Here is an 11203-nt window from a genome sequence, read left to right on the forward strand (position 1 = left end):
GGTGCTCAAGTTCGATACTGCCACTCGACTTCACCAATTCTTAATCGGCCAAGTTTTACTCTGAGTTGTCTGATCGGCGCATCTAGCGCCAATACAACCGCATGAACGCGGGTCGGACTCGACAATTCCTGCCGCCGCAAATTTCTATGCGAGGTCCTGACCTCACGCCTACCTGTTCGACGTCGCCGCAGGCGCTTGCTGCCTGTGACGCTTGTTTTAAAGGCGCTGCATGATGGCAATTGTGAATTCATCTTCCAAACAGCTTGCGCTGCAAAATCGCAAGGAACTTTTCTACAGCGTATTTGCTACACTGAACCGGCTGGAAATCGACGCTTCCCCGGTAAACTACGAGCTGATGTATGAGATCGTCAGCGGCAACAATCCGGAACTGCGCGAAAAATTCGCGCGGCTGGGCAAGCCGATCTCCGAGGAGGAACTCGAGGCCCTGGCGCGCGCCTATCTGCCCCATCACTTCGGGAAGTCGATCCACGACCAATCCGCAAATCGCCTGCAGAGCGAATTGACGACGCTCAAGGAGTCTCTGTTATCGGGTCAGAATTCGCTGTCCAACTACACCACGATGCTTGGCCAGGCGACGGGCAAGATTTCCTCGGTCGATCCGCGCGACACGAACACGATCCAGTCGGAGCTTCAGGCGATCCGTCAGATGACAGAAGTGCAGCGCTCGGCGAATACGCAGATCCTCGAGCGTGTATCGAACCAGATATCGGCCGTTGCGGCGATTACCAGCGATGTCGACGAGTTCGAGCGGACAAAGTTCACGCACCTTCTCACCAATCTCGCCAACCGGCGTGGTTTCAACAAGAAACTGGCGGAGCTCTATGGTGGCGAACACTATCCGGACGGGGTCTCGCTCCTGCTTTGCAATCTTCTTGTGCTCGAGCCCTTTGACGCCAAGGAACTCATCAAGGTAAAGGAAGCCGTTCTCGAACGCCTCGGTTTCGCCGTGGCCCGCACCGTCCAGGCTACCGACTTTGCCGCCTGGCTCGAGCGGCCGCAGATCGGCATCCTTGTCTGGACAACCGCAGAGGCGGAGATCCAGAAAATGGCGGATCACCTTCGAAAGAGCTGCCTTGCGGCATTCGACAGCCGCCAGGCGAGGATGCCTGCCGTCATCGCCCGGTTTGGCTGCAGCACCACCTATGACGCCAACACGGCTTCAGAACTGGTCGGGCATGCGGAAAAGGCGCTGCAGAGCGCCACGGACAGCACGAGCGAAAAGGTCGTGTTCTTTGCTGCCGGGGGTGCTCGCAAAGATTGGATGCTCTACCGGGGCTCAGCGACCAAATAGGATGGCGATTGGGATTTCGACGTTACAGTTAAAGCATTCTAAAATTGCAATTCAGTGTTAGCGAATAGGTGAGTAGGGGCGAACCTGTGTGCGAAAGCAATTTAATTCAGGACGCGGGTTTATCCAGATCTGTTGAGTATAAAGAGGCGTTGCTTAGGGCCAGATGCAAAGTAATAGCAAGGCAGGTTCCACTGATGCATGTCATATGCATCGTGAACATGTGGGCGCTCTCTTTTACAGCGTTTGATCATGTGCCGTTGACCCTGGGTCTATACTGCCCGTTGATTCTGACAATGCTCTGTGGAAGCCAGGCGATATCGTGGCTGAAGCTTGGCGCTGGCACTCCAGAGGATGGGGTCGCAGAGATTGCGTTGGTTCGCGCGGGCCGGTTTTCGGGCTTTATCACCCTTGCACTCTCCGCTTGGGCCCTGGCCCTTTTCCCATTTGGGGACGGGTACGCTCAGTCGCATATCATCTTCTTCATGGCGATAACGATCATTGGCAGTGTTTCCTGCCTCACGCATCTGCTGCCGGCGGCCATTGTCGTCGGCCTCGCGACCAATGCTGTCTTCTTCGCTTTTCTGGTGCCGACTGGAAACATCGTTTTCCTGACAATGGCGCTGAATGTCGTTCTGGTATCCGGGGCCTTTCTTCTTATTCTCGTGGGCAACTACAGGGAGTTTACGTCGCAGGTCGAAGCTCAGCTGAGAACGGAGGCGCTCGGTCGAGAGAACCAACGCTTGGCGAATATCGACAGCCTTACGCATCTGCCGAACCGACGAAGCTTTTTTGCGCGACTGACGGCAGAATGTGCCTCGGCTTCGTCGAGGCAATCGCGATTGGCAGTCGCCATGCTCGATCTCGACGGGTTCAAGGCCGTCAACGATCTCTATGGTCATGCCACGGGAGACAGCCTGCTGGTCGAGGTCGGGCGCCGGCTGGAGCGCGCCTGTCCAGGCGACGCCTTCCTTGCCAGACTGGGCGGCGACGAATACGCCATCATCGTCGCGAATGCTGAAGAGGCCGGGTTGCTCAACCTCGGCGAACGGATCTGCGAGGAAATCGCGGCGCCGTATGTGCTGGACGGCATCAGCGTCCTGATTTCCGCATCTGTCGGCTTCGCCGTCTATCCGGATCACGCGGCCGCGCCCGATCTGGTTTTCGAATACGCCGACTACGCGCTCTACGAGGCGAAGCGAAACAGGACCGGGCGGCCCGTTCTGTTTTGCAGGGAGCATAGCTTTGCGATCCTGAGAAACGCAAGCATCGAACAGGCTTTGCGCGACGCGGACCTGCGTTCGGAGATCGCGGTTGCGTTCCAGCCGATCATCGACCTGGAGACGGGGCGCGTCGCTGCCTTCGAAGCGTTGTCGCGGTGGGAAAGTCGCGAACTCGGTGAAGTTTCGCCCGCACAGTTCATTCCCATTGCGGAGAAGGCTGGTCTGGTCAGTGAACTGACGCGGCATCTTCTGGAGCAATCGCTTTGCGCGGCGCAACAGTGGCCGGAGCCCCTGCGGCTGTCGTTCAACCTCTCACCGAAGGACCTATGTTCGGCCGGCGGTGCGCTCCGGCTTGCCAGCATCGTCCTGAAAAGTGGTTTCGACCCGAGGCGAGTCGATTTCGAGATCACCGAGACCGCGATGATGCACGACTTCCCGCACGCCAGGCAGGCGGTTGAGGCCCTCAAGGCGCTCGGATGCGGTATATCACTGGACGATTTTGGCACCGGATATTCGAGCCTCACCCAGCTTCAAACGCTGCCGATTACAAAACTCAAGATAGACCGTTGCTTCGTCGCCGACCTGCAGGAACGGACGACGGGTTACAAGATCGTCAAGTCGATGCTCTCGCTGGCAAGAGAGATGGGAATCGATTGCATTGTCGAAGGTGTGGAAACGGAAGATGAGTTGCGGACGCTTCGCCAGTTGGGATGCCGGCTGGTGCAGGGGTTCCACATGTCGAAGCCGCTCGATCAGGACGCCGCACGGCGGTATGTGGAAACGGTTTTGATCGAGCCAGGCAGGCTCTCGGCCTGAGGGCGTCGCCTGACCGGTCCGTCGGATGGTCGAAGCGCGCGGCGAATAGGTAGTCCAGGGATGCAGATTGCTATATTTCGGCAATTTTCAATGATGCCGTGAATATAGGAATCAAATTAGTCAAATTGAAATTTTCAGATACAGATTTAATATTATCGCAATACCGAGAAAACCGGCAAATATTATGGGTTGATTTACTTTTTTCGGCTACCTCTAAATAACGAAAATAACTCCGCGAGGAAGCTATGCCTTACAAGGACAGTGTTCAGCGTGTTTCTGCGAGAACGCAGACCCAGATAACCGGAAACGTCAGTTGCAAGACCGGATCGAGCAACGGGGTCGTCAAGGATCTTTCCGAGGAGGGTATCTGCTTTCAGCTCTTTTTCGACATCGGCGCCCGGACCGGCCAGGAGGTCACGATCCGCAGCGCGGAGCTCGGGCTTCTCACCGGCATTGTTCGGTGGAACCGAGGGGATCGTATCGGAATCAAACTCAAGCTTTCATCCAACACGGCCGCCCAGATCGCCTCATACTATAAGTTCTTCAAAAGCTGACCGGGTGTAGGTCGGCTTCTCGCCTGGCCGGTCGATGTCGCGTAGATCCTCTCGCGCTGCCCAGTTGGCGGGCAGCCGAAGTTTGCTTTTGCGGCAACAGGCGTCGCACTTGCACAGGTGCAGGCGTGAAAGGATCACAGGCGAAGCGCCGCCGTGTATGTCTTGGCGGTGTCGGTCACATGGATCCGCATCAGCCGGTCGAATTCTTCGAAGGCGCCCTTCTCGAAAAGCTCGACGAAGGCGCGGTGTTCCTTGAAGGAGCGGGGCGTCTGCACGTCGATCGGGGCGCTGTAGTTCGTCCTGAGGGCGGCAACGCGCCCGGCCACCAGCCGATAGGATTCCTGAACGTAGCGGTTGCCGCAGTGGTTGACGAAGGTCTCATGGAAGGCGGTATCGGCGCGGCCATAGGCGACCTTGTCCTTGGCCGCCACGGCTTTCTCCATGTCGCCGATCACCGTTTCGAGCGCCGCGAGCGTGCCCGACCGATCGTTCCGGTAAGCCAGTCTTGCGGCTTGGGGCTCCAGAATCGTCCGGAACTCGCAGAGCATCGCGATGTCGTCGGCATCCGGGCTGAACACGAAGCTGCCGACCTGCGGGCGGATCACCACCAAACCCTGCAACTGCAGCTGATTCAGGGCTTCGCGAACCGGCGTCCGGCTGATGCCGAAGGATTGCGCCAGCATCTCCTCGGCGATGACGGCCCCCGGCGGGAACTCGCCCTCGATGATTGCCTGTCTGAGACGCGATGCCACCTTCTGGGCCAGAGATTGTGACGGCTCGAGCTTCAATGATGGCATGGCAGGATCCATTTGCAGGCGCTTGCCGCCGTTCGAGAAAAACTCGCCTCCATTTAGGCCGGGTTTTGTGGGCAGCATGCCAGAGATATATACACGGCGCCGGACGGCGACAAGAAGGCCGGCGCCGTGTGGATTGCCCCGAAGAAGGGTCAATCTGCGCGGATGCGCTTGAGCTCACCGAAGACGAGGTCGAGCGTCTCGGGTCCGATCGATGCCGCGTGGCGTTCGGAGATCACCTTGAGCTTGTCGCGTAGCCGCTCCATCTCCTCGGGGGTGATCTCGTTCACCTCCATTCCTTGCTCCTTGAGGTTGGCGAGACTCACCTCGGACTTCTCCCGGTTGACCTTGCGCTGTTCCTTCTGGCCCACGAGGGCGCATTCCTTGAGGACGGTCTGCTCCTCCGGCGAAAGCCCGTCCCATACCTTCTTGGAAAACAGCACGAGCGTCGGGCTATAGGCGTGCTTGGTGAGCGTCAGGTACTTCTGAACCTCGTAGAATTTCATGTTCTCGATGTTGTTGAAGGGATTCTCCTGACCGTCGACCGTGCCGGTCTCGAGTGCCGAATAGATCTCCGAAAAGGCGAGCGGCACGGCGTTGGTGCCGAGTTCCTTGAAGGTGTCGATGAAGATGTTGTTCTGCATCACGCGCATCTTCACGCCCTGGAAGTCCTCGACCTTGGTGATCGGATGGCGCGAATTTGTGGTGTGGCGGAAGCCGTTCTCCCACCAGGCGAGGTTGACCGCGCCGACTGCTGGCAGCTTGTCCGAGAACCATTCGCCGACCTTGCCGTCGAGCACCTGGTCGGCTTCCTTTTCGTCGTTGAACAGGAAGGGCAGGTCGAAGACGCCGAAGGACGGAACGATTGACGTCAGCGGCGCCGTCGATGTCAGCACCATCTCGAGCGAGCCGGTGCGAACGCTCTGGGTCGCGGTCAGGTCATTTCCGAGAGCACCGTCCCAATAGGGCTGGATCGTCATCTTGTCGCCGGTTTTCTCGAGCGTGCAAGCTCCCATGGCGGCAAGGCCGTTGCCCATGGGATGTTCCTTGCTGACGCCGTTCGAGACGCGGATCGTCCGCTCTTCGAACTCGGCATGGGCCGATCCGGCAGCAAAGACGGCGGTCACGGCGATGGCCGCCGCAAATCCGGTTCGTGTGATGAGCATGCGCATGTTTCAATCCTCCCTATGAATTTTATCGGCGCGTAAGCCAGTCGAGTGGAACCAGGACGAGATCGGGGAAAAGGACGAGCAGGAAGAGAACGACGAGCTCGGCCCAGAGGAACGGCCACAGGCCCTTCATCAGATCGCCCATGGATATGTTGGCGACCCGGCACATCACATTGAGCACGATGCCGACGGGCGGCGTTATCAGCCCGATCGCGTTGTTCATGATGAACAGGACGCCGAAATAGACCGGATCGATGCCCGCCTGCTTGATCACCGGCATCAGGACGGGGGTCAGGATCATCAGGGTCGGTGCGAAATCCAGCGCGGTGCCGACGATTACGACGATGATCATGATCACGGCCATCAGCAGGATCTTGTTGTCCATGAAGGGACTGAGCATCGCCTCGACCTGCGCCGGCAGCTCCGACAGGGTTATCAGCCAGGCCGAAATCAGCGCGGTGGCGATCAGGAACACGATGACGGCGGTGCTCTTGGCGGCGGCGACGAGGATCGGGTGAAGCTGGCGCAGCGGCAGCTCGCGGTAGACGAAGGCGCCGATCACGAAGGCATAGACACAGGCAACGACACCGGCCTCCGTCGGAGTGAAGATGCCGAGTTTGAGCCCGCCGATGATGCCGGCCGGCATGACAAGGGCCCAGATGCCTTCGATGCCGGCGTGCAACCGGGCACCCCAGTCCTGGCGCGGCAGGATTTTGGTGTTGTCGCGGCGCGCAACCCACACCCAGGCAAGCAGCAATGAAAGCCCCATCATCAATCCCGGAACGATCCCGGCCAGAAACAACTTGCCGATCGACACATTGGCGATGACGCCGAAGACGATGAGACCGATCGAGGGCGGGATCACCGGCGCGATCACGCCGCCGGCCGCGATCAGACCGGCGGAGCGCGGCACGTCGTAGCCGGCGCGGCGCATCATCGGGATGAGAAGCGCGCCGATCGCCGCCGCATCCGCCGCAGCACTCCCGGAGATGGCGGCCATCAGCACCGAGGCAAAAATCGCAACGAAGCCGAGGCCGCCTCGACGGTGACCGACAAAGGTGAGCGCGAAGGTGACGATCCGCTTCGAAATGCCACCGGCATTCATCAGCTCGCCGGCCAGCATGAAGAACGGAATGGCGAGCAGCGGAAAGCTGTCGGCACCCTCGATGATCTTCTGCGAGAGGATCGTGGTATCGATGTTGCCTTGCAGCAGCATGAGCGCGACGGCGCAGATCAACAGGGCGAAGGCGATCGGCACGCCCAGTGCAATGGCGCCGATCAGCGAGCCGGTAAAAATCGCGATGGTCATCGGTCGATCCTCTCCGCTGCGGAAAGCGGCGGGATCTCCTCGCTCTCGCTGATTTCGAGAATTTCGCTATCGAGAATCCGGCCCGTCACCGCACGCCAGAGCTTGGCCAGCGCGTGCAGGCCGATGCCAAGGGCCGCGACATAGGTCACGCCATGGACCCAGATCATCGGGATCTCGGTCACGGGCGCCAAAGTGCTGGCATTGATCTCGTGCTGCAGCCATGTGCCGCGCAGCAACATGGCACAGCAGACCAGGATCAGGCTCTGGCTGAGCACGCAACAGATGATCCTGCCGCGCCGCGAAAGGGCGCGTACGAACGTGTCCATTCCAAGATGGGAGCCGTCGCGCATCGCCACGACCGCGCCGATGAAGGTGATCCAGACGAAAAAGATGCGGGAGAGCTCTTCGGAGACGACGATGCCGGAGTTGAAGAGATAGCGCAGCACCACATTGCCGAAGACCATGACGACCATGGCTGCAAGCAAAAGGGCCAGCAGCGCCTCGACGGCCTGGAACAACCGGTTCATAGCGAAATGACCTTGCCGGGGTTGAGCAGATTTTCGGGGTCGAGCGCACCCTTGAGGACCCGCATCAGCGCGATCTCGGCGTCGCTGCGAGCGTGGCCCAGCCACTTCTTCTTCGTCGTGCCGATGCCGTGCTCCGCCGAAATGCTGCCGCCCAAATCGCGCACCAGGCCGTAGATGATCGTGTCCATCGCCTCCTTGGGTTGGTGGCCAAGCGGCAGTCCCGCTACCCAGGCGACCAGATGCAGGTTCCCATCGCCGATGTGTCCGTAATAGACGCTTTCGCAGCCGGGAATGCCCTCCTCGAGGGCCGCCTTGCATCGAGTGGCAAAGTTGTCCATCCGGTCGACCTGAAGCCCGATATCGTAGGAGATATGCGGCCCGATCCCGGTGCCGAATTCGGCGCAGGCGTCGCGCACCGCCCAGAAGTCCTTTACCTGGGCATGGGATTGGGCGACCGCGGCATCGGCCAGAATGCCGCTCTCCATCATTTCCTCCAGCCAGGATTGGAACCGCGCGCTGTCGGTCGTCTCGTCGGATCCGTGCGTTTCGACCAGAACGTAGAAACCGTGGCCTGAAGCGACCGGCGAGCGGACGTTCAGCCGCTCGGTGATGACCTGCCAATAATCGGGCCACATTACCTCGAAGGCGGAGAGGATAGGACCGAGCCCGCTGCGGGCGCCGGCCAAGAGCGCCGCCACATCCGCATAGCTCGACAAGGCGCAGAGGGCGGCCGCGGTGGAGCGCGGCTTGGGAAACAGCCTCAGGACCACCCGGGTGATAATGCCGAGCGTGCCTTCCGATCCGATGAAGAGATGCTTGAGATCGTAGCCGGCATTGTTCTTCAAGAGCTTGTTGAGGTTGGTCAGCACCGTTCCGTCCGGCAGGACCACCTCGAGGCCGAGGACGAGATCGCGCGTCATTCCATAGCGGATGACGCGATTTCCGCCGGCATTGGTCGACAGATTGCCGCCGATCGCGCAGGACCCGCGCGAGCCGAGGTCGAGCGGGAACAGAAATCCCGCTTCATCGGCAGCCTTCTGCACGACCTCGAGCGGCGTGCCTGCCTTGACGGTCATCGTCGCGCTGGCGGGATCGATCTCTTCGATGCCGACCATGCGCTCGAGCGAGATGGCGACCCAGCCCGGTTCGGGCGTTGCGCCGCCGCAGAGGCCGGTCAGGCCGCCTTGGGGCACGAAAGGCAGCCGGGCCACCCGGCAGGCGGCTACAGCGCGCGCCGCTTCGGCAGCATTGCTGGGCCGCAATACCGCAAGCGGTTGGCCGGGAGGCTTGCTGCTCCAGTCGTTCCTGTTGCGCAAGGGAATGTCGTTGCCTGTCAGGACCGCTTGTGCCCCGAGTTCGGCTCGCAAGTCCTCCAGCGCATGCTCTCCCTGACGCTCCCGCTCCACACTGTGCATCCCGGCTTCTTTCTTGTATGTAAGGTACTGTACCTTAGCAAGCGTGGATGTTATGTCAAGCTCCGCTAACCCAGCACCGCCGGCAATACCCTGCCGAATGCCTGAAAGAGGAAGCATCATGATGCCCGAGACATCCAGCCGGTTTGGCCTTTCCGCCGCCATGACGACGCCGTTTCGACCGGACGGCGCCATCGACTTTGGCCGCTTCGCCCGCCACGCGCGTTGGTGCCTGGACAATGGCTGCAGCAGCGTGACCGCCTTCGGCACGACCGGGGAAGGCGCCTCGATCGACATTGCCGGGCGCCAGCAGGCGCTGGATGCTCTTGCCGGCGCGGGGATCGACGGGAAGGACGTCGTCGTCTGCGCTGCCGCTGCTTCCGTAGAGGAAACCGTCGCCCAAGGGCGGATGGCCGCAGGCTTCGGCAGCCGCAGCCTTCTTCTGCCGCCGCCCTTCTACTTCAAGGGAATTTCCGACGAAGGGCTGTTTTTCTGGTTCAGCCAGGTCCTGGAAAAACTGGGAGCGGCGGCAGGCGGCGTCATCCTCTACAACATCCCCTCGGTTACTGCGGTCGCCCTGTCGGTCGAGTTGGTTGGCCGCCTGAGGCATGCTTTCCCCGGCGTCGTCACCGGCGTGAAGGATTCGTCCGGCGACTGGGGCTATACGCAGAAGCTGCTTGCCGCCCACAAGGATCTCGCCATCCTGATCGGCGATGAGCGCTATCTGGCTGAAGGCGTGCGCCTGGGAGGAGAGGGGGCGATTTCCGGACTGGCGAACGTCTGCCCGCAGTTCCTGCTGCCTCTGGCGCAGGACGGGCGAGGGGACGAGCGGATCAATAGCCTGGTGGATGAGGTGCTTCGTTACCCGGTCGTCCCGGCCGTAAAGGCGCTCGTCGCTCACCGCAGCGGCGACCGCACCTGGCGCAACGTCCGTGCTCCCCTTATGGCAACCGGCGAGACCGAAGCGTCGCGCCTGAGCTCGGTCTTCGATCGCCTCTTTGCAACCAGGGCGGACCGACTTGAGCCTGGCTTGCTTCTCGTCGATCCTCAATCCCTCGCGCAGGCCTCAGGCGCGTGTCGATCGAACTTGCCGTGTACAGGCGGGCGCCTGCCAGTGGCCGAGGCCCAGGCGAGCACATCGATACACGCGCCATCGCCACATAGTACGACGAAACCGCGTTGCGAATGGCATTGAACCTGGCCCGCCAATCCGATGAAGCGGCCAGAGTTTTCCAACGGTACCGCTGCGTCGATACGGATCCTCTCACCGCCGTAAAAGGTAAATGCGCCGGGGTAGGGCGCGCCGACAGCACGGATAAGCCGGAGCACCGAGCCGGCAGGAGCATTCCAGTCGATCAGGCCGTCTTCGGCCGTTCGCTTCGCGCAGTAGCTTGCCTGATCATGATCCTGCTCTATCCGTGGCGGGTTACCCGTCTCGACCAGCGTTGCCGCCTCAATCACCATCTCGCTCAGATTTGTTGTGTGCTTGGCATAAAGGCTTTGAGCGGTTTCGTCGGCCGCGACCGTGAACAGTCGCTGAAGCAAGATGGGGCCGGAATCTATGCCATCATCCAACCAAAACAACGTTGATCCGGTCACATCCTCGTCTCGCAGTATCGTCCAGGGAACAACCGCGCGACCGCGCAAACGCGGCAAGGCGGCCGGGTGGAACCCGATGGTGCCCAGCGGCGCCACATCTCGAAATGGCTTCCGGCAGACTTGCGACCAGCCGATGACAAAGGTGAGGTCGGGTTCAACCGACGCCATCGCCTCCAGCACCGCAGGGTGGTTGATGTCGGTCGTGTAGCAAACGGCACACCCGGCGGTGCGCGCGACGGCTCCCAAATCGGCAAAATCGGAGTGTCGTCCGGCCAGTTCGGGTGGCAGGGTGACAACCAGTGCAGGAGCGCGCGCCATCCCTATGAGCGCTTCCAGAGCGATTTTGGAGCTCTCCACGGCGCCGACGAACACGATACGCATGATCTACAACGGCCGAGCTATTGAAAAGCGCCGGGAGTCCTCCCGGCCGGCAATAAACGACGTGATGCAATGCGGGCTGCATTGAACACAATAACGACCGCGGTGTCCAG

At 60.6% G+C, this 11203-nt stretch carries 9 protein-coding genes and 1 pseudogene; 4 read left to right on the forward strand and 6 right to left on the reverse strand.

Translation table 11 applies throughout. The annotated features are described in order from the left end of the window. Positions 1-229: 229 nt before the first annotated feature. The 3 genes from RHIBR816_RS0113150 (at position 230) to RHIBR816_RS0113160 (ending at position 3902) form a co-directional block, all read left to right on the forward strand. Positions 230-1312 (forward strand): diguanylate cyclase domain-containing protein, encoded by a 1083-nt coding sequence (locus RHIBR816_RS0113150; RefSeq protein WP_026186943.1) that lies wholly within the window; start codon positions 230-232, stop codon positions 1310-1312. Positions 1313-1398: 86 nt separating this feature from the next. Next, positions 1399-3348, forward strand: coding sequence for a bifunctional diguanylate cyclase/phosphodiesterase (locus RHIBR816_RS0113155; RefSeq protein ID WP_026186944.1), 1950 nt, complete (start codon positions 1399-1401; stop codon positions 3346-3348). A gap of 245 nt (positions 3349-3593) precedes the next feature. Further along, entirely contained in the window at positions 3594-3902 is a 309-nt protein-coding gene (locus RHIBR816_RS0113160) for a PilZ domain-containing protein (RefSeq protein WP_018237016.1), read from the forward strand. Between the two features lie 134 nt (positions 3903-4036). On the opposite strand, the gene RHIBR816_RS0113165 is transcribed toward RHIBR816_RS0113160, so the two are convergent. The 5 genes from RHIBR816_RS0113165 to RHIBR816_RS0113185 all read right to left on the reverse strand — a co-directional run bounded on the left by RHIBR816_RS0113165 (position 4037) and on the right by RHIBR816_RS0113185 (position 9116). Further along, complete coding sequence (locus RHIBR816_RS0113165; RefSeq protein WP_026186945.1) at positions 4037-4699, reverse strand: GntR family transcriptional regulator; 663 nt, start codon at positions 4697-4699, stop codon at positions 4037-4039. Between the two features lie 149 nt (positions 4700-4848). After that, positions 4849-5868: a TRAP transporter substrate-binding protein gene (locus tag RHIBR816_RS0113170; RefSeq protein ID WP_018237018.1), complete on the reverse strand. Its 1020-nt coding sequence runs from the start codon at positions 5866-5868 to the stop codon at positions 4849-4851. A gap of 22 nt (positions 5869-5890) precedes the next feature. Next, the gene (locus RHIBR816_RS0113175) at positions 5891-7174 is read right to left on the reverse strand and encodes a TRAP transporter large permease (protein WP_018237019.1); all 1284 of its coding nucleotides are present in this window, start codon (positions 7172-7174) and stop codon (positions 5891-5893) included. Further along, complete coding sequence (locus RHIBR816_RS0113180; protein WP_018237020.1) at positions 7171-7701, reverse strand: TRAP transporter small permease; 531 nt, start codon at positions 7699-7701, stop codon at positions 7171-7173. The genes RHIBR816_RS0113175 and RHIBR816_RS0113180 overlap by 4 nt, the downstream gene beginning before the upstream one ends. Further along, the gene (locus RHIBR816_RS0113185) at positions 7698-9116 is read right to left on the reverse strand and encodes an FAD-binding oxidoreductase (protein WP_018237021.1); all 1419 of its coding nucleotides are present in this window, start codon (positions 9114-9116) and stop codon (positions 7698-7700) included. The genes RHIBR816_RS0113180 and RHIBR816_RS0113185 overlap by 4 nt, the downstream gene beginning before the upstream one ends. Before the next feature lie 121 nt (positions 9117-9237). Here RHIBR816_RS0113185 and RHIBR816_RS0113190 point away from each other — a divergent pair. Then, positions 9238-10125 (forward strand): annotated as a pseudogene (locus tag RHIBR816_RS0113190) (dihydrodipicolinate synthase family protein); the annotation flags it as partial. Positions 10126-10160: 35 nt separating this feature from the next. Here the strand turns inward: RHIBR816_RS0113190 and RHIBR816_RS35905 are convergent. Then, positions 10161-11093 (reverse strand): methionyl-tRNA formyltransferase, encoded by a 933-nt coding sequence (locus tag RHIBR816_RS35905; protein ID WP_084811063.1) that lies wholly within the window; start codon positions 11091-11093, stop codon positions 10161-10163. Positions 11094-11203: the final 110 nt, after the last annotated feature.

This window comes from Ensifer sp. BR816, assembly GCF_000378985.1.
Taxonomy (GTDB): domain Bacteria; phylum Pseudomonadota; class Alphaproteobacteria; order Rhizobiales; family Rhizobiaceae; genus Sinorhizobium.

Excerpts from the sequence above, each read along its gene's own strand:
- RHIBR816_RS0113185 (WP_018237021.1), bottom strand. The coding sequence starts at position 9,116 with ATGCACAGTGTGGAGCGGGAGCGTCAGGGAGAGCATGCGCTGGAGGAC.
- RHIBR816_RS0113160 (WP_018237016.1), top strand. The coding sequence starts at position 3,594 with ATGCCTTACAAGGACAGTGTTCAGCGTGTTTCTGCGAGAACGCAGACC.
- RHIBR816_RS0113180 (WP_018237020.1), bottom strand. The coding sequence starts at position 7,701 with ATGAACCGGTTGTTCCAGGCCGTCGAGGCGCTGCTGGCCCTTTTGCTT.
- RHIBR816_RS0113175 (WP_018237019.1), bottom strand. The coding sequence starts at position 7,174 with ATGACCATCGCGATTTTTACCGGCTCGCTGATCGGCGCCATTGCACTG.
- RHIBR816_RS35905 (WP_084811063.1), bottom strand. The coding sequence starts at position 11,093 with ATGCGTATCGTGTTCGTCGGCGCCGTGGAGAGCTCCAAAATCGCTCTG.
- RHIBR816_RS0113150 (WP_026186943.1), top strand. The coding sequence starts at position 230 with ATGATGGCAATTGTGAATTCATCTTCCAAACAGCTTGCGCTGCAAAAT.
- RHIBR816_RS0113165 (WP_026186945.1), bottom strand. The coding sequence starts at position 4,699 with ATGCCATCATTGAAGCTCGAGCCGTCACAATCTCTGGCCCAGAAGGTG.
- RHIBR816_RS0113170 (WP_018237018.1), bottom strand. The coding sequence starts at position 5,868 with ATGCGCATGCTCATCACACGAACCGGATTTGCGGCGGCCATCGCCGTG.